The following is a 16,787-nucleotide window of genomic DNA, read 5'->3' as shown; positions in this document are numbered from 1 at the left end:
GAAGAACGACATCAGGTCGCCACCGCATCAAGCGCCCACACTTATCGGCTGTAAATTTTTAAAGATCGTTCGCGAAAGCGCCGTTAAAACTGCTCAACTACCGGCTTCTTTCTGCGTTGCTGCGTCAGCAGCAGAGAAACGAGATTATGAAGAATCCTTTTCGCTTCGTCAACCCCTTTTTTTCGCTCACCGCTTGAAAAAGCTGCTGACTCCTGCGTCCGCCGGTTTCCTCGGCGGCCCTCGCTGCCTGACGTCAGAGACATCGAACTGCGAAGGGGGCAAATCTTATCGCCCCCGCCGGCGCCGTGCAAGGGGGTGGCGAAAATAAATTCGATCGCCATTCGCGGCGATCGAATCTCCCAGGCATTTACTTGTTCTTGAATACGGGCTTGCGCTTCTCGACGAAGGCCGCCATCCCTTCCTTTTGATCTTCCGAAGCGAAGAGCGAATGGAACAGACGACGCTCGAAGTGCACGCCTTCAGCAAGCGTCGTTTCGTAGGCGCGGTTCACCGACTCCTTCGCCATCATCACGGCGGGCAACGAGAATTCGCAGATGGTCGTCGCCGCGGCCAGCGTTTCGTTCAGCAGCTCTGCCGCGGGAATCACTCGCGACACGAGCCCTGCGCGCTCCGCCTCTTCCGCGCCCATCATCCGCGCGGTCAGGCACAGGTCCATCGCCTTCGCTTTCGACACCGCGCGCGGCAGACGCTGCGTACCGCCCGCACCCGGAATCACGCCCAGCTTGATCTCGGGCTGACCGAACTTCGCCGTATCGGCGGCGAAGATCATGTCGCACATCATGGCCAGTTCGCAGCCACCACCGAGCGCGAAGCCAGCGACCGCCGCGATGATCGGCTTGCGAATCGAACGGATCGTCTCCCAGTTGCGCGTGATGTAGTCGCCTTTGTAGACATCCATGAAGGTGTAGCTCGCCATCATCCCGATGTCCGCGCCCGCAGCGAACGCTTTTTCGCTACCCGTGATGACGATCGCGCCAACACCTTCATCGGCGTCGAACGCCTTGAGCGCCGCGCCCAGTTCGTCCATCAGCGCATCGTTCAGCGCGTTGAGCGCCTTTGGCCGGTTCAGTGTGATCAGTCCGACCTTGCCACGCGTCTCGACCAGGATGTTTTCGTACCCCATAACTCCTCCTTCCATCAAAAGAAAGTCCCCAAAAAAATCTTTTACGCCGAACTTTGACTAATGCTAACATTGGCCAACCAACCGGTCGGTCAATTAATTGGCACGGGCCCTGTCCAACCTCTCAATCAACGTTGAGCCATGACAAATTCGCTGTTTGCCAAGCATGAGGGCGCGCTTCAAAAAGCGCTTGCCGCCATCGAGACCCGCGGCTACTGGAGCCCGTTCGCCGAAATGCCCAGCCCCAAAGTGTACGGGGAAACCGCTAGCGCAGACGGCGAAGCCGCGTTCAAGGCCCACCTGAATCGCACCTTCGAACTCGACCAGCCGTCGACGGGCGAAACCGTCGGCAGCGAGGCCTCGCCGTTCGGCTTCGCGCTCGGCGCACGCTATCCGAAATCGACGCCCGACCAGTTGATCGAAGCCGCGCAGCAAGCCCAGCGCGACTGGCGCGCCGCCGGCCCGCAGGCATGGGCAGGCGTGAGCCTCGAGATCCTCGAGCGCTTGAACCGCGCGAGCTTCGAGATCGCCTTCAGCGTCATGCACACGACCGGCCAGGCGTTCATGATGGCCTTCCAGGCCGGCGGCCCGCACGCTCAGGACCGCGCGCTGGAAGCCGTCGCCTACGCCTACGACCAGCTGCGCCGCATCCCTGCCGATGCGCACTGGGAAAAGCCGCAGGGCAAGAACCCGCCCCTCGCGATGCAAAAGCGCTTCACCATCGTGCCGCGCGGCACCGGCCTCGTGCTCGGCTGCTGCACGTTTCCGACCTGGAACGGCTACCCCGGCCTTTTCGCCGATCTCGCGACGGGCAACACGGTCATCGTCAAGCCGCACCCGGGCGCGATCCTGCCGCTCGCGATCACCGTGCGCATTGCGCGTGACGTGCTGCGCGAAGCCGGCTTCGATCCGAACGTCGTAACGTTGCTCGCCACTGATCCCAACGACGGCGCGCTCGTGCAGCAACTCGCACTGCGCTCCGAGATCAAGCTGATCGACTTCACGGGCAGCACGCAAAACGGCGACTGGCTCGAGCGTAATGCGCATCAGGCGCAGGTCTACACGGAAAAGGCCGGCGTGAACCAGATCGTGATCGACTCCGCGGACGATCTGAAGGCCGTCGCCCGCAACATCGCGCTCTCGCTCTCCCTTTACTCGGGCCAGATGTGCACGGCCCCGCAGAACATCTATGTGCCGCGCGACGGCATCCGCACCGCTGAAGGCCAGGTGAGCTTCGAGGCCGTCGCCCAGGCGATTGCCGGCGCCGTGCAGAAGTTCGTCGCCGATCCGGCGCGCGCCGTCGAAGTGCTCGGCGCGATCCAGAACGAAGGCGTGACGGCTCGCATCGACGAAGCCCGCAAGCTCGGCACCGTGCTCGCCGACAGCCAGACGCTCGAACACCCGCAGTTCGCCGGCGCACGCGTGCGCACGCCGCTCGTGCTTTCGCTCGACGCAGCCCGCGACGCCGCCCAGTTCACGCGCGAATGGTTCGGCCCGATCTCGTTCGTGATCGCCACGGATTCGACTGCGCAATCGCTCAAACTGGCCGGCGAGACCGCGCGCGACCACGGCGCGCTCACGCTTTCCGTCTACAGCACGGACGACACTGTGATCGAAGCCGCGCACGAAGCCGCCATCACCGGCGGCGTGGCGCTCTCGATCAACCTCACGGGCGGTGTGTTCGTGAACCAGTCGGCTGCATTCTCGGACTTCCACGGCACCGGCGCGAACCCCGCTGCGAACGCCGCGCTCGCCGACGCCGCCTTCGTGGCGAACCGCTTCCGCGTGGTTCAGAGCCGCGTTCACGTCGAACCGAAAGCGGCCCCCGCCGTTGCCAGCTGATCGGCCCATGCCGCTCAGTTGAATGGCGCCCGATTGCCCATCCCTCTAGCACGCAAGGCGTGAGCGCACTTCTGCGCTCGCGCCTCAGGAATCCGAGATGACCGAAGCCTATATCTGCGACGCGATTCGCACCCCGTTCGGCCGCTACGGCGGCGCCCTCAAGGACGTCCGGGCGGACGACCTCGCCGCGGTGCCGATCCGCGCGCTCGTCGAGCGCAATCCCGGCGTGGACTGGAGCGCGCTCGACGACGTGCTCTACGGCTGCGCCAACCAGGCCGGCGAAGACAACCGCAACGTCGCGCGCATGGCCGCGCTGCTCGCGGGCCTGCCGACCGACGCGCCGGGCGGCACGCTCAACCGCCTGTGCGGCTCGGGCCTCGACGCCGTCGGCAGCGCAGCGCGCGCGATCAAGGCGGGCGAAGCGCGCCTCATGATCGCGGGCGGCGTGGAAAGCATGACGCGCGCGCCGTTCGTCATGGGCAAGGCGGCTTCCGCGTTTTCCCGTGAAGCGGCCATCTACGACACGACCATCGGCTGGCGTTTCGTCAACAAGCTGATGAAGCAACAGTACGGTGTCGATTCGATGCCGGAGACGGCCGAAAACGTCGCGGAAGAATTCAGGATCAACCGCGCCGATCAGGACGCGTTCGCGCTGCGCAGCCAACAGAAGGCGGCCCGCGCGCAGAAGGACGGCACGCTTGCGCAGGAAATCGTCGCCGTCGAGATCGCGCAAAAGAAGGGGGACCCCGTGCGCGTGACGCTCGACGAGCACCCGCGCGAGACCTCGCTCGAATCGCTCGGCAAGCTCAAGGGCGTCGTGAAACAGGACGGCACGGTCACGGCGGGCAATGCCTCGGGCGTCAACGACGGCGCGTGCGCCCTGCTGCTCGCCAATGAGGAGGCCGCGAAACAGTATGGTCTGCGTCGCCGCGCGCGCGTGCTCGGCATGGCGACCGCCGGCGTCGCGCCGCGCATCATGGGCATCGGCCCGGCGCCCGCTACGCAAAAACTGCTCAAGCAGCTCGGCATGACGCTGGATCAGTTCGACGTGATCGAGCTCAATGAGGCGTTCGCCTCGCAAGGTCTCGCCGTGCTGCGCGCACTCGGCATTGCCGACGACGATCCGCGCGTGAACCCGAATGGCGGCGCGATTGCGCTGGGCCACCCGCTCGGCGCTTCGGGCGCGCGTCTCGTCACGACGGCTCTCCATCAGTTGGAGCGCACGAACGGACGCTTCGCACTTTGTACGATGTGCATCGGCGTCGGCCAGGGCATCGCCCTCGCGATCGAACGCATCGAGGCATAACGCGCGCAGTATCGACCGGCCGCCGGGCGATGCATTCGGCGGTCTCAGACAGCTTTGCATGGGACCAGAGTAAGCGCTGAAGCGCTAACTCTGGTCGACAAGGAGACAACCGATGCCCTACGATGCGATCCGCGTCGAAATCGACGCGTCCACCCGCGTGGCCACGATCACGCTGAACCGCCCGGACAAGCTCAACAGCTTTACGCGCGCCATGCACCGCGAGCTTGTCGCAGCGCTCGACGAGATCGCCGCAGCCGGCGCGCGCGCCCTTGTGCTGACGGGCGCGGGCCGCGGCTTCTGCGCGGGCCAGGATCTCGCCGATCTCGACTTCACGCCGGGTGCGATGACCGATCTCGGCGACCTCATCGATGAGCATTTCAATCCGCTGATCAAGCGCCTGCAGGCGCTGCCGATGCCCGTGATCGCCGCCGTCAACGGCACCGCGGCCGGCGCCGGTGCCAACCTCGCCCTCGCCTGCGACCTCGTGCTCGCCGCACGCTCCGCTAGCTTCATCCAGGCGTTCGTGAAGATCGGCCTCGTACCCGATTCCGGCGGCACGTGGTTCCTGCCCAAGCGCGTGGGCATGGCGCGCGCGCTCGGACTCGCCATGACCGGCGAAAAGCTCAGCGCGGAAAAGGCGGAGAGCTGGGGCCTCGTCTGGCAAGTGACCGACGACGCGGAACTCGCGCAAGTGGCCGGCGCGCTCGCCGCACGCCTCGCGCAGCAACCGACGCGCGCCATCGTCGCCACGCGCGAAGCGCTGCGCGCATCGGCCACGAACACGCTCGACCAGCAACTGGATCTCGAACGCGACCTGCAGCGTGAACTGGGCGCGTCGCACGACTACGCAGAAGGCGTGCAAGCCTTCATCGAAAAACGCGCACCGCACTTCGAGGGCCGCTGAGATGTCTACGCAAGTCTCGCAACTGCCTGAGGACAACGACATGTCGCCCGACGAACTCGCTCGCGCGGCCGCGCAGGCGATGTACGAATCCGACGGCTGCACGCGCGCGCTCGGCATGGAGCTTCTCGAAGTGCGCGCCGGCTACGCGCGCCTCTCCATGGCCGTGCGGCCCGAGTTTCTCAACGGCCATCAGACCTGCCACGGCGGGATGATCTTCTCGCTCGCGGATTCGGCGTTCGCCTTCGCGTGCAATTCATACAACATCAACACCGTCGCGGCCGGCTGCTCGATCGAGTTCCTGCGTCCGGTCCTGCGCGACGAGGTGTTGACCGCCGAAGCCGTCGAACAGGTGCTATCGGGACGCAACGGGGTCTACGACATCCGCGTGACGAACCGGGCAGGCGAAACCGTTGCGCTTTTCCGAGGCAAGTCCGCGCAGATTCGCGGCAATGTCATTCCAGTTGCAACGTGAAGCGGGTTTCCCCTTCTCGATTCCCTACGCGTCACGAGTAAAGTTCTTAGATCCAGGAGACACCCATGAGTACCACGCTGCCGCTCGAACCCATCGAAAAGGCGAGCCGCGACGAGCTTGCTGCGCTGCAGCTCGAGCGCCTGAAATGGTCGCTGAACCACGCTTACGAGAATTCGCCGGTCTATCGCCGCAAATTCGACGAAGCAGGCGTGCATCCGTCCCAGGTGCAGTCGCTCGCCGATATTGCGCGCTTCCCGTTCACCACGAAGAAGGATCTGCGCGACAACTATCCCTTCGGCATGTTCGCGGTGCCGCAAGACCAGATTTCGCGCATCCATGCGTCGTCGGGTACGACGGGCAAGCCGACGGTCGTGGCCTACACGGCGCGCGACATCGACACGTGGGCGAACCTCGTCGCGCGTTCGGTGCGCGCAGCGGGCGCCCGGCGCGGCGATAAGGTGCACATCAGCTACGGCTATGGACTCTTCACGGGTGGCCTTGGCGCGCACTATGGCGCGGAACGCGCGGGTCTCACCGTCATTCCGTTCGGCGGCGGCCAGACCGAGAAGCAGGTTCAGCTGATCCAGGACTTCCGTCCCGACATCATCATGGTCACGCCGAGCTACATGCTCGCTATCGCCGACGAAATGGAGCGCCAGGGCATCGACCCCGCCACGTGTTCGCTGCGCATCGGGATCTTCGGCGCGGAGCCGTGGACCAACGACATGCGCCGGGCCATCGAGCAGCGCATGGGCATCACGGCTGTCGACATCTACGGTCTTTCCGAAGTCATGGGCCCGGGCGTCGCCTCGGAATGCGCGGAGACGAAGGACGGCCCGACGATCTGGGAAGACCACTTCTACCCCGAGATCATCAACCCGGAAACCGGCGAAGTGCTGCCCGACGGCGAATTGGGCGAACTCGTCTTCACCTCGCTCACGAAGGAAGCGCTGCCCATCGTCCGTTACCGCACGCGCGACCTCACGCGTCTGCTGCCCGGTACGGCGCGCACCATGCGCCGTATGGAAAAGATCACGGGCCGCTCGGACGACATGCTGATCATCCGCGGCGTGAACGTGTTCCCCACGCAGATCGAGGAACTGCTGCTCAAGCAGCCCGCGCTCGCACCGCACTATCAGATCGTCCTGACGAAGGAAGGCCCGATGGACGTGATGTCGCTCAACTGCGAACCGTGCCCGGAAACCGCGCCCGACTACGGCGCGCTCGACGCGGCCAGCAAGGCGCTCGCTTACGACATCAAGGCGCTGATCGGTGTGACGTGCAAGGTGAACGTGCTCGAAGTGAACGGCATCGAGCGCTCGGTTGGCAAGGCGAAGCGTGTCATCGACAAGCGGCCGAAGTAACAGCGGCTCGCAACGCGTAGCAAAAAAAGCCGGCAATCGCCGGCTTTTTTGCTTCAGGCGCGCAGCGCAAGCGGCACGACGATCACGAGTTCGGGAACAGCAGCCACATGCGGCCGCCCTGCTTCATCTTGCCGGCCAGGTCGCCAGCATCGTCACCAAGGCCCCAGAAGTAGTCGGCGCGCACGCCGCCCTTGATTGCCGTGCCCGTGTCTTGCGCGAACACGAGCCGGTTGAGCGGCGTATTCGTGAGCGGGCGCGTGGTCTGGAGAAACACCGGCGTGCCAAGCGGAATCGACGACGGATCAACCGCAATCGAGCGTTCCGGCGTGAGCGGCACGCCGAGCGCACCGATCGGACCGTCCGCGCCGCCCTGCGCGTCGCCCTCGGAGCCGCCCATCTCGCGGAAGAACACGAAGCGCGGATTGGTGTCGAGAAGCGCATCCACGCGCGTCGGGTTCGCGCGTGCCCATGCCTTGATGCCCTGCATGGTCGCCTGCGCGGGCGTGAGTTCGCCGTGGTCGAGCAGCCAGCGCCCGATCGACTTGTACGGCTGGTTGTTGGTGCCGCCGAAGCCCACGCGCATCACGCTGCCGTCTTCCATCACGACGCGCCCGGAGCCCTGCACCTGCAGGAAGAACGCTTCGATCGGATCGTCCACCCACACGAGTTCGTTGCCGCCCAGCGCGCCCGAACGTTCGAGCTGCGCGCGCGGCGGCATCGCGGCGCCCGGACGATAGCCGGACGGCCAGCGATACAGCGCGGTCTGATAGATGCCGTGACGCGTGCGCGAACCGTGCAGCAGCGGTTCGTAGTAGCCGGTTACGAGGCCGTCGAGCGTGCCGTCGTTGTTGGCGAACTGATAGGGCGTGAAATACGTTTCGAAGAATGCACGTGCGCTCGATGCGTCCAGGTCGTCGAGCTGCGAGGCCGCAGTACACGCACACTGCCAGCGAGGATCGCGCGCAAGACGCGTGCAGTTCGCGCGCAGCGCCGAGGTCACACCGATCAGCGAGTCATCTTGCCAGCCCGGCACCTGCTGCCAGGCGACCGGTGTGAGACGTTGCGCGGCGAGCTGCGAGGGCAGCGTGGGCGTGCCCTTGGGCGGCACGTTGCGCACGTAGCTCGGGCCGCCGCACGCGGCAAGCAAAGCCGCCAGCGAAACAGCGCCCAGCCACGCGCCTAAACGGGCACCCCAGCGGCCTCCCAATCGGGCGCCCCCGCGCCGAAGCGCTGCCCCCGCGCAATATCGTACCTTTGTGAATCCCGGCATCACCGGGACATCGACACCAGAATCGACGTCAAAATCACGCCTACAATATTGGCTCTCGATGGATGCCGCCATGTCAGAACTGCTCGACGAATACCCGATGCTCATGTTTGGTCTGGAAGCGCTCCTTGCGCTGTTCCTGCTGATTTTCATCGTTGTGTGGACCGCGTCGGGCAGGAAGAAGCATGCCTCGCGCGACGATCGGCGTCAGGACTAGCAGACCCCGATTTCTCGCGGCGGTTCAATGCAGCGTGCGCGGCATGCGCAGCACGAACTCGGGCACGGGCGCCTCGAAGCGCTCGGCGTCTTCGGCCACACAGAAGTACTCCCCGCGCATGGTGCCCACCGGGGTCGCGATCACGGCCCAGCTCGTGTATTCGAACTGCTCGCCCGGCTTCAGAAGCGGCTGATGGCCGACCACGCCCAGTCCCTTCACTTCCTGCACGTGATTTTCGCTGTCGGTGATCACCCAGTGGCGCGCGATCAGCTGGGCGCTCACCTGACCGGTATTGCGGATGGTCAGCGTGTACGCGAAGGCATATTGCCGGCGCTCCGGGTCCGATTCTTCGGGCAGGTAGCGGACCTGCGACGTCACGCTGAATTCGTACTGGCTCATCCTTGTTCCATTCGCCCGGCTGCGGCTGCTGAGTCCGTTGACTGAGACGCCCGCGCAGCAAGGCGCTCGCGAGCGCGCCGCGAGGCGCGGCACATGGTTTGGCATTCTGCTTGATGCAACCGGCACCCGCAACCCGGCGCCGCCCGCGGCACCCGCCGCGAACGCCTCGCCTGGTGACGGTAAAATACGGTTTTTCCGACAGTTTTCTGGTTGCCGCCATGACGCAATTCCGCATCGCCCCTAGCATTCTCTCCGCCGACTTCGCGCGTCTTGGCGAGGAAGTCCGCAACGTCGTCGCTGCCGGCGCCGACTGGATCCACTTCGACGTGATGGATAACCATTACGTGCCGAACCTCACCATCGGCCCGTTGGTGTGCGAGGCGATCCGCCCGCACGTGAGCGTGCCCATCGACGTGCATCTGATGGTGCGCCCGGTCGACCGCATCGTGCCCGACTTCGCCAAGGCCGGCGCGAACCTCATCAGCTTCCACCCGGAAGGCTCGGACCACATCGACCGCACGCTCTCGCTGATCCGTGACCACGGCTGCAAGGCGGGCCTCGTGTTCAACCCGGCCACGCCGCTGAACTACCTCGACCACGTGATGGACAAGCTCGATCTCGTGCTCATCATGTCGGTGAATCCGGGCTTCGGCGGCCAGTCGTTCATCCCCGAGGCGCTCAACAAGCTGCGCGAGGCGCGCGCGAAGATCGACGCCTACACGGCCCGCACCGGCCGCGAAATCCACCTCGAAGTAGACGGCGGCGTGAAGGTCGACAACATCGCCGAAATCGCGGCAGCAGGCGCGGACACCTTCGTGGCGGGCTCGGCGATCTTCGGCAAGCCTGACTACAAGACCGTGATCGACGAGATGCGCGCACAGCTCGCGACCGCAGCAAGCGCTGCAAACGCAAAATGAACGCCCCCGTCAAGTTCACCGCGCCGCGCATCGAAGCGGCGCTGATCGACCTCGACGGCACGATGGTCGACACCGCCGACGACTTCGCCGCCGGCCTGAACGGCATGCTCGCGCAACTCGACGCCGAGGAAACCACGCGCGAGGAAGTGATGGGCTACGTGGGCAAGGGCTCGGAGCACCTGATCCGCAGCGTGCTCGCGCCGCGCTTTGCCGCGGACAACGTCGAGGCGCGCTTCGACGAAGCGCTCGCGCTCTACCAGGACGAGTACGCGAAGATCAACGGCCGCCACACGCATCTGTACCCGGACGTCGAAGCGGGCTTGGCGGCACTGCGCGACCAGGGCATCAAGCTCGCGTGCGTGACCAACAAGCCGCACCGCTTTGCCCTCGAGCTTTTGCAGCAATACGGCCTCGCGCAGTACTTCGAAGTGGTGATCGGCGGCGACAGCCTCGCGAAGAAGAAGCCCGACCCGCTGCCGATGCTCACCGCCTGCGAGCGCCTGGGCGTCAAGCCCGCTGCGGCCGTGGCGATCGGCGATTCGGAGAACGACGCGATCGCAGGCCGCGCGGCCGGCATGGCCACGCTCACGGTGCCCTATGGCTACAACCACGGCCAACCTGTACAAAAAATCGAATCGGATGGTATAGTTGCCTCGCTGCTCGACGCCGCCAAGGCGGTCGCAGCGCACAATGATCTGACTTAAGTTCTCAACTGAACGTCAACTATCCTCATGTTTCTGAATAAAAAACGGAGTCTGAGCACGATCGACCGGGGAGCCTGGCCCTGGCGTCGCTGGTCGCGCTAACCTCATCCGAGGTTCGCTGAAGTCTTTCTTCAGCACCGTTTTTTACTTCGCTGCGCACTCGCGCGTGTCTCGACTCTAAACTGTTGCGGTAACCCGTCGGCTGGTCTGGCCGTTGGCTTTCGTGGTCCTTGCGTGTCGTTTCGCCGTTCGCGGCGAGTTGCGCAAGGCGCGAGCGGCTACGCCCTACCTTCCGTCGATGTACCGCACGCCGGCCCGGCAAGCGCTGCATCATCAGCGCGATCCTGGGCCGCACGAGCGAGCGCCAGCGGCCATCTAGCACTCAAAAACAAACGCCTCGCGCTCACCGCGCGCCCCGTTTTGAGCCGCACTGGGCCCGCACCCGCCGCGACCGGCAGCACGAACAGGATCGGAACATGACCGAACTCGAATTTCAGTCCCTCGCCAACGAGGGCTACAACCGCATCCCGCTGATCGCCGAAGCGCTCGCCGATCTCGAAACGCCGCTCTCGCTGTATCTCAAGCTCGCGCAGCCCGAGCGCGGCGGCGCCAATTCTTTCCTGCTGGAGTCCGTCGTGGGCGGCGAGCGTTTCGGACGCTACTCGTTCATCGGCCTGCCGGCGCGCTCGCTGATCCGCACGCGCAACGGCATTTCGGAGGTCGTGCGCGACGGCCAGGTGATCGAGACGCATAACGAAGATCCGCTCGAATTCATCGCGAAGTACCAGGCGCGCTTCAAGGTCGCTCAGCGTCCGGGCCTGCCGCGCTTCTGCGGCGGTCTCGCAGGCTACTTCGGCTACGACGCGGTGCGCTACATCGAGAAAAAGCTCGCCGACACCTGCCCGGCCGACGATCTCGGCCTGCCCGACATCCAGCTGCTGCTGACCGAAGAAGTCGCGGTCATCGACAATCTCGCGGGCAAGCTGTACCTCATCGTCTACGCCGATCCGCAAACGCCCGAGGCCTACACGAAGGCCAAGCATCGCCTGCGCGAACTGAAGCAGCGCCTGCGCTCGACCGTGCAGCCGCCGGTGACCTCGGCGAGCGTGCGCACCGAAACGTTCCGCGAGTTCAAGAAGGACGATTACCTCGCCGCCGTGCGCAAGGCGAAGGAATACATCGCCGCGGGCGAGCTGATGCAGGTGCAAGTGGGCCAGCGCCTCACGAAGCCGTATCGCGACAATCCGCTGTCGCTCTACCGCGCGCTGCGCTCGCTGAACCCGTCGCCGTATATGTACTACTACAACTTCGGCGAATTCCACGTGGTGGGCGCGTCGCCGGAAATTCTCGTGCGCCAGGAAAAGCGCGGCGAGGACCGCATCGTGACGATCCGTCCGCTCGCGGGCACGCGTCCGCGCGGCAACACGCCCGAGCGCGACGCCGAACTCGCGACCGAACTGCTCAACGACCCGAAGGAAATCGCCGAGCACGTCATGCTGATCGACCTCGCGCGCAACGACGTGGGCCGCATCGCCGAGATCGGTTCGGTGGCCGTCACCGACAAGATGATCATCGAGAAGTACTCGCACGTGCAGCACATCGTGAGTTCGGTGGAAGGCAAGCTCAAGCCCGGCATGAACAATTTCGACGTCCTGCGCGCCACGTTCCCGGCCGGCACGCTTTCGGGCGCGCCGAAGGTTCGCGCGATGGAACTGATCGACGAACTGGAGCCGGTGAAGCGCGGGCTCTACGGCGGCGCGGTCGGCTATCTCTCGTTCAACGGCGAGATGGACCTGGCCATCGCGATCCGCACCGGCCTCATCCACAACGGCAATCTGTATGTGCAGGCCGCCGCGGGCGTGGTTGCCGATTCGGTGCCCGAGTCCGAATGGCAGGAAACCGAGAACAAGGCGCGCGCCGTGCTGCGCGCCGCCGAGCAGGTGCAGGACGGCCTCGACAGCGACTTCTGAGCGGAGAAAAGACCATGTTGCTCATGATCGACAACTACGATTCGTTTACCTACAACATCGTCCAGTACTTCGGCGAGCTCGGCGAAGACGTTCACACGTACCGCAACGACGAAATCACCATCGACGAAATCGCGAAGCTCAACCCCGCGCGCATTTGCCTCTCGCCCGGACCGAGCAACCCGCAGCACGCGGGCATCACGCTAGACGTGCTGCGCGAATTCGCAGGCAAGACGCCGATACTCGGCGTGTGCCTCGGCCATCAGGCGATTGGCGAAGCGTTCGGCGGACGCGTCGTGCGCGCGAAGACCATCATGCACGGCAAGGTGAGCCAGATCGAAACCGACTGCAAAGGCGTGTTCGCCGACCTGCCGAAGCACTTCAACGTCACGCGTTATCACTCGCTCGCCATCGAGCGCGAGTCGCTGCCCGACTGCCTCGAAGTGTCGGCCTGGACCGAGGACGGCGAAATCATGGGTGTGCGCCACCGCGAGCTTGCGGTGGAAGGCGTGCAGTTTCATCCGGAATCGATTCTCTCGGAGCACGGCCACGCCCTCTTCGAGAACTTCCTGAAGCAAACCAAGAGCGCTTGACCCGGAGGCGACCAATCATGATTACCCCGCAGGAAGCGCTCCAGCGCACGATCGAGCATCGCGAGATTTTTCACGACGAGATGCTCCACCTCATGCGCCTCATCATGCGCGGCGAGCTTTCGCCCGTGCAATCGGCGGCCATCCTCACCGGCCTGCGCGTGAAGAAGGAAACCATCGGCGAGATCACCGCCGCAGCGACGGTGATGCGCGAGTTCGCGAATCACGTCGAGGTGAAGGACAACTCGAACTTCATCGACATCGTCGGCACTGGCGGCGACGGCTCGCACACCTTCAATATCTCCACGGCCTCGATGTTCGTGGTCGCGGCAGCCGGCGCGAAGGTCGCCAAGCACGGCAACCGCGGCGTCTCCAGCAAGTCGGGCAGCGCGGACGTGCTCGAAGCGCTCGGCGTGAACATCGATTTGCAGCCGGACCAGGTGGCCGCCTCGATCGCCGAAACGGGCATGGGCTTCATGTTCGCGCCCAACCACCACCCCGCGATGAAGAACATCGCCGCCGTGCGCCGCGAGCTGGGCGTGCGCACGATCTTCAACATCCTCGGGCCGCTCACGAATCCGGCCGGCGCGCCCAATCAATTGATGGGCGTGTTTCATCCGGACCTCGTCGGCATTCAGGTGCGCGTGATGGAGCGTCTTGGCGCAAAACACGTGTGCGTCGTCTACGGCAAGGACGGCATGGACGAAGTCTCGCTCGGTGCGGCCACGCTCGTCGGCGAGCTGAAGGACGGCCAGATTCGCGAGTACGAGATCCATCCCGAAGACTTCGGTATGCAGATGGTCTCGAACCGTTCGCTCAAGGTCGAAAATGCCGACGAGTCGAAGACGATGCTGCTCGGCGCGCTTTCGAACGAGGCGGGCACTGCGCGCGAGATCGTCGCGCTGAATGCGGGCACTGCGCTCTATTCGGCGGACGTGGTGGACTCGATCGCAGAAGGCATCGCGCTTGCGCGCGAGACGCTCGCCAGCGGCCGCGCGCGCGCCAAAGTCGACGAACTGGTACGCTTCACGCAACAGTTCAAACGCTGATCCAGCACCGTTTTTTGCCTCCGAACATCATGAGTGACATCCTCGAAAAGATCATCTCGGTCAAGCGCGAAGAAGTGCGCGCCGCCGAGCAGAGCGCCCCGCTCGAAGAATTGCGTCTGCAGGCGAGCACGCGTGACCTGCGCGATTTCGTTGGCGCGCTGCGCGCGAAGCACGACAACGGCCAGGCCGCTGTGATCGCCGAAGTGAAGAAGGCAAGTCCGTCGAAGGGCGTGCTGCGCGAAAACTTCCAGCCCGCCGAAATCGCGCGCTCGTACGCCGAAGGCGGCGCGGCCTGCCTCTCCGTGCTGACCGACGTGCAGTTCTTCCAGGGCAGCGCCGCGTACCTCGAAGCCGCACGCGCCGCGTGCAACCTGCCGGTGCTGCGCAAGGACTTCATCGTCGATCCGTATCAGATCGTCGAAGCCCGCGCGATGGGCGCCGACGCGATCCTGCTGATCGCCGCCGCCCTGCAGCCAGGTGAAATGCGCGACCTCGAAGCGTTTGCGCATTCGCTCGGTCTCGCGGTGCTCGTCGAAGTGCACGACCGCGCAGAACTCACGCACGCGCTCACACTGAAGACGCCGCTCATCGGCATCAACAATCGCAATCTGCGCACGTTCGAAACGACGCTGGACACGACCATCAGCATGCTCGACGACGTGCCTGAAGACCGCATCGTCGTGACCGAGTCGGGCATTCTCTCGCGTGCGGACGTCGAGAAAATGCGCGCGCTTTCCGTGCACACGTTCCTCGTGGGCGAGGCGTTCATGCGCGCCGAGCAGCCAGGCGCGGAACTCGCCCGCATGTTCTTCTGATCGCGCGGCGCCATGGGTATCGAACGCGAAATCAAGCTCGCGCTGCCGCGCGACCAGGTGGACGCAGCGCTGCGTCTCTTCGAGACGCGCGCCGGCAAGCCGGGTCGCGCCATCCGGCTCGAAAACATCTACTTCGACACACCGGCGCTTGCGCTCGCGCGCGCAAAGAGCGCGCTGCGCCTGCGCCGTGCGCCCGAGGGCTGGCTGCAGACGTTCAAGACTGTGGGCGTGGCGCAAAACGGGCTGCACGCGCGGCACGAGTGGGAAATGCCGGTGGCGGGCGAAGCGCTCGAAATCGACAGGCTGCTGCACGAGTGCGATGAAGCCGGTGTTTCGACGGCGCTCTCGGATGCCGCCGCGAACCTGATCCCACTCTTTCGCACCGACTTCCAGCGCACGCTGTGGACGCTCGAAGTCGATGGCGCCCAAGTGGAAGCGGCCGTCGATCAGGGCGAAGTCACCGCGGACGTGAACGGCGAAACGCGGCACAAGCCGATCTGCGAAATCGAACTCGAACTGAAGTCGGGCGACGAAGCGGCGTTGCACACGCTCGCGGCGGAACTCGCGCAGGCGCTGCCTGGCCTCGCGCCGGACGACATTAGCAAGGCCCAGCGCGGATACAAGCTGCGCGAAGGCTGAGAACGACGCGGCGCGGCTTCGGAGCGCCGCGCAAACGCGCTCTATCACTCGAGAAAAGCGCGAAAAAGGTGCTGTTAGTTGCAACATCAGCGCCGATGCCGCAAAAGGCCGCCCTGCCGCGCTCGCGCCGGATTGAATCGCCGCGCAATTGCTGCGACACTTGCCGCCCATGACCTCCACGAAACGCCCGCGCGTCGCGATGCCGGTGCAAGCGTCGCTGTTCGACGACGACCTGTCCGACACGGCGCAAGCCACGCTCGACGAGCCGCCGCTGCCCGAAATCGACCCGCGCCAGATCACGATCTTCTCGCTGTTCGGCGCCGACGAATTCCCGGCGCCCGAGCGCACGCACGCCGTTATGTCCGCACCCGCCATGTCCAACGAACCCGCGATGCCGCAGGCCGCAATCGACACCACGCGTCTCGAAGACCAGTTCGACGCGCTGCCCGCCGCATGGCGCGAGCTGCTCGCGCCGTTCATCACGAGCGACGCCTACGCGCCGTTGTGCCGCTTCGTCGACGACGAGCGCGCCGCCGGCAAGACCGTCTATCCCGCCGACGTGTTCCGCGCGCTGCGCCTCACCTCGCCCGACGACGTGAAGGTCGTGATCCTCGGCCAGGACCCGTACCACGGCGACGATCGGGGCACGCCGCAGGCGCATGGCCTGGCTTTCTCGGTGCCGCCCTCGGTGCGCCCGCCGCCTTCGCTGCGCAACATCTTCAAGGAGATCGCGGCGAGCCTCGGTATTCAGGCGCCGGCGCACGGCTGTCTCGACGCCTGGGCGCGCCAGGGCGTGCTGCTGCTCAACACAGTGCTGACCGTCGAGCGCGCGAGCGCCGCGAGCCACGCGAAGCGCGGCTGGGAACGCTGCACCGACACGCTGATCCAGCAACTCGCCGCGCGCCACGAGAACCTCGTGTTCATGCTGTGGGGCGCGCATGCGCAGAACAAGCGCGCGCTGCTCACGGGCGCGCATTGCGTGCTCGAGGCGCCGCATCCGTCGCCGCTTTCCGCGCATCGCGGCTTTCTCGGCTGCGGGCATTTCGTGCAGGCCAACGAGTATCTGCAGGCGCACGACCGCCAGCCGATCGACTGGCGTTTGCCGGAGGAAGGACTCGTGCTCGCTTGAACTGCGTTACCCGCTTGGGCCTCGCAACGCGACGCGCAATGAAAAACGCCACGAAATCACTCTCG

18 protein-coding genes are annotated in these 16,787 nt (G+C 65.2%); 14 read left to right on the top strand and 4 right to left on the bottom strand.

Going from position 1 to position 16,787, the window contains the following annotated elements:
* Positions 1–83: 83 nt before the first annotated feature.
* A complete protein-coding gene (locus E1N52_RS39610) occupies positions 84–341 on the bottom strand; it encodes a hypothetical protein (RefSeq protein ID WP_133190183.1) in 258 nt (85 codons plus the stop codon).
* Positions 342–367: 26 nt separating this feature from the next.
* Entirely contained in the window at positions 368–1,144 is a 777-nt protein-coding gene (locus tag E1N52_RS39605; RefSeq protein WP_069269161.1) for an enoyl-CoA hydratase, read from the bottom strand.
* 138 nt (positions 1,145–1,282) lie between these two features.
* Here E1N52_RS39605 and paaN point away from each other — a divergent pair, with 138 nt between their 5' ends.
* The 5 genes from paaN to paaK all read left to right on the top strand — a co-directional run bounded on the left by paaN (position 1,283) and on the right by paaK (position 7,029).
* Entirely contained in the window at positions 1,283–2,983 is a 1,701-nt protein-coding gene (paaN, locus tag E1N52_RS39600; protein ID WP_133190181.1) for a phenylacetic acid degradation protein PaaN, read from the top strand.
* A gap of 97 nt (positions 2,984–3,080) precedes the next feature.
* Positions 3,081–4,289: a 3-oxoadipyl-CoA thiolase gene (pcaF, locus tag E1N52_RS39595; protein ID WP_133190179.1), complete on the top strand. Its 1,209-nt coding sequence runs from the start codon at positions 3,081–3,083 to the stop codon at positions 4,287–4,289.
* Between the two features lie 112 nt (positions 4,290–4,401).
* The gene (gene paaG, locus E1N52_RS39590; RefSeq protein ID WP_133190177.1) at positions 4,402–5,193 is read left to right on the top strand and encodes a 2-(1,2-epoxy-1,2-dihydrophenyl)acetyl-CoA isomerase PaaG; all 792 of its coding nucleotides are present in this window, start codon (positions 4,402–4,404) and stop codon (positions 5,191–5,193) included.
* A gap of 1 nt (position 5,194) precedes the next feature.
* Positions 5,195–5,665 (top strand): hydroxyphenylacetyl-CoA thioesterase PaaI, encoded by a 471-nt coding sequence (paaI, locus tag E1N52_RS39585; protein ID WP_133190175.1) that lies wholly within the window; start codon positions 5,195–5,197, stop codon positions 5,663–5,665.
* Positions 5,666–5,730: 65 nt separating this feature from the next.
* Positions 5,731–7,029, top strand: a complete 1,299-nt coding sequence (gene paaK / locus E1N52_RS39580) for a phenylacetate--CoA ligase PaaK (RefSeq protein WP_133190173.1) — start codon at positions 5,731–5,733, stop codon at positions 7,027–7,029.
* 82 nt (positions 7,030–7,111) lie between these two features.
* Here the strand turns inward: paaK and mltA are convergent, their stop codons facing one another.
* Positions 7,112–8,404 carry a murein transglycosylase A gene (gene mltA / locus E1N52_RS39575; protein ID WP_425468201.1) on the bottom strand — a complete coding sequence of 431 codons (1,293 nt, stop codon included), beginning with the start codon at positions 8,402–8,404 and terminating at the stop codon, positions 7,112–7,114.
* Here mltA and E1N52_RS45650 point away from each other — a divergent pair.
* Positions 8,370–8,513 (top strand): hypothetical protein, encoded by a 144-nt coding sequence (locus E1N52_RS45650; RefSeq protein WP_165979555.1) that lies wholly within the window; start codon positions 8,370–8,372, stop codon positions 8,511–8,513. The two genes, mltA and E1N52_RS45650, sit on opposite strands and share 35 nt — an antisense overlap.
* 24 nt (positions 8,514–8,537) lie before the next feature.
* Here E1N52_RS45650 and apaG read toward each other — a convergent pair whose 3' ends face one another.
* Positions 8,538–8,912, bottom strand: coding sequence for a Co2+/Mg2+ efflux protein ApaG (gene apaG, locus E1N52_RS39570; protein WP_028208771.1), 375 nt, complete (start codon positions 8,910–8,912; stop codon positions 8,538–8,540).
* A gap of 218 nt (positions 8,913–9,130) precedes the next feature.
* On the opposite strand from apaG, the gene rpe reads away from it, so the two are divergent.
* The 8 genes from rpe (at position 9,131) to E1N52_RS39530 (ending at position 16,722) form a co-directional block, all read left to right on the top strand.
* Positions 9,131–9,829 (top strand): ribulose-phosphate 3-epimerase, encoded by a 699-nt coding sequence (gene rpe, locus E1N52_RS39565; protein ID WP_133190169.1) that lies wholly within the window; start codon positions 9,131–9,133, stop codon positions 9,827–9,829.
* Complete coding sequence (locus E1N52_RS39560; protein ID WP_133190167.1) at positions 9,826–10,533, top strand: phosphoglycolate phosphatase; 708 nt, start codon at positions 9,826–9,828, stop codon at positions 10,531–10,533. Before rpe ends, E1N52_RS39560 begins: the two co-directional genes overlap by 4 nt.
* A 476-nt stretch (positions 10,534–11,009) precedes the next feature.
* A complete protein-coding gene (gene trpE, locus E1N52_RS39555) occupies positions 11,010–12,503 on the top strand; it encodes an anthranilate synthase component I (protein ID WP_133190165.1) in 1,494 nt (497 codons plus the stop codon).
* A 14-nt stretch (positions 12,504–12,517) separates the two neighbouring features.
* Positions 12,518–13,093 (top strand): aminodeoxychorismate/anthranilate synthase component II, encoded by a 576-nt coding sequence (locus E1N52_RS39550; RefSeq protein WP_133190163.1) that lies wholly within the window; start codon positions 12,518–12,520, stop codon positions 13,091–13,093.
* 14 nt (positions 13,094–13,107) lie between these two features.
* A complete protein-coding gene (trpD, locus tag E1N52_RS39545; protein ID WP_133190187.1) occupies positions 13,108–14,139 on the top strand; it encodes an anthranilate phosphoribosyltransferase in 1,032 nt (343 codons plus the stop codon).
* A 29-nt stretch (positions 14,140–14,168) separates the two neighbouring features.
* Positions 14,169–14,954 (top strand): indole-3-glycerol phosphate synthase TrpC, encoded by a 786-nt coding sequence (gene trpC / locus E1N52_RS39540; protein WP_133190161.1) that lies wholly within the window; start codon positions 14,169–14,171, stop codon positions 14,952–14,954.
* A gap of 12 nt (positions 14,955–14,966) precedes the next feature.
* Positions 14,967–15,593: a CYTH domain-containing protein gene (locus E1N52_RS39535; RefSeq protein ID WP_133190159.1), complete on the top strand. Its 627-nt coding sequence runs from the start codon at positions 14,967–14,969 to the stop codon at positions 15,591–15,593.
* Positions 15,594–15,762: 169 nt separating this feature from the next.
* Positions 15,763–16,722: a uracil-DNA glycosylase gene (locus E1N52_RS39530; protein WP_133190157.1), complete on the top strand. Its 960-nt coding sequence runs from the start codon at positions 15,763–15,765 to the stop codon at positions 16,720–16,722.
* Positions 16,723–16,787: the final 65 nt, after the last annotated feature.

The sequence above is a fragment of the Paraburkholderia guartelaensis genome (assembly GCF_004353905.1).
GTDB classification, from domain to species: Bacteria; Pseudomonadota; Gammaproteobacteria; order Burkholderiales; family Burkholderiaceae; genus Paraburkholderia; species Paraburkholderia guartelaensis.
The sequence above is the reverse complement of the archived record's forward strand: the minus strand, read 5'-3'. Positions and strand labels throughout refer to the sequence as shown.

Excerpts from the sequence above, each read along its gene's own strand:
- pcaF (WP_133190179.1), top strand. The coding sequence starts at position 3,081 with ATGACCGAAGCCTATATCTGCGACGCGATTCGCACCCCGTTCGGCCGC.
- paaN (WP_133190181.1), top strand. The coding sequence starts at position 1,283 with ATGACAAATTCGCTGTTTGCCAAGCATGAGGGCGCGCTTCAAAAAGCG.
- trpE (WP_133190165.1), top strand. The coding sequence starts at position 11,010 with ATGACCGAACTCGAATTTCAGTCCCTCGCCAACGAGGGCTACAACCGC.
- apaG (WP_028208771.1), bottom strand. The coding sequence starts at position 8,912 with ATGAGCCAGTACGAATTCAGCGTGACGTCGCAGGTCCGCTACCTGCCC.
- trpC (WP_133190161.1), top strand. The coding sequence starts at position 14,169 with ATGAGTGACATCCTCGAAAAGATCATCTCGGTCAAGCGCGAAGAAGTG.
- paaI (WP_133190175.1), top strand. The coding sequence starts at position 5,195 with ATGTCTACGCAAGTCTCGCAACTGCCTGAGGACAACGACATGTCGCCC.
- E1N52_RS39605 (WP_069269161.1), bottom strand. The coding sequence starts at position 1,144 with ATGGGGTACGAAAACATCCTGGTCGAGACGCGTGGCAAGGTCGGACTG.
- E1N52_RS39560 (WP_133190167.1), top strand. The coding sequence starts at position 9,826 with ATGAACGCCCCCGTCAAGTTCACCGCGCCGCGCATCGAAGCGGCGCTG.
- paaK (WP_133190173.1), top strand. The coding sequence starts at position 5,731 with ATGAGTACCACGCTGCCGCTCGAACCCATCGAAAAGGCGAGCCGCGAC.
- paaG (WP_133190177.1), top strand. The coding sequence starts at position 4,402 with ATGCCCTACGATGCGATCCGCGTCGAAATCGACGCGTCCACCCGCGTG.
- E1N52_RS39530 (WP_133190157.1), top strand. The coding sequence starts at position 15,763 with ATGACCTCCACGAAACGCCCGCGCGTCGCGATGCCGGTGCAAGCGTCG.
- E1N52_RS39535 (WP_133190159.1), top strand. The coding sequence starts at position 14,967 with ATGGGTATCGAACGCGAAATCAAGCTCGCGCTGCCGCGCGACCAGGTG.
- E1N52_RS39550 (WP_133190163.1), top strand. The coding sequence starts at position 12,518 with ATGTTGCTCATGATCGACAACTACGATTCGTTTACCTACAACATCGTC.
- rpe (WP_133190169.1), top strand. The coding sequence starts at position 9,131 with ATGACGCAATTCCGCATCGCCCCTAGCATTCTCTCCGCCGACTTCGCG.
- E1N52_RS45650 (WP_165979555.1), top strand. The coding sequence starts at position 8,370 with ATGTCAGAACTGCTCGACGAATACCCGATGCTCATGTTTGGTCTGGAA.
- mltA (WP_425468201.1), bottom strand. The coding sequence starts at position 8,404 with ATGAGCATCGGGTATTCGTCGAGCAGTTCTGACATGGCGGCATCCATC.
- E1N52_RS39610 (WP_133190183.1), bottom strand. The coding sequence starts at position 341 with ATGGCGATCGAATTTATTTTCGCCACCCCCTTGCACGGCGCCGGCGGG.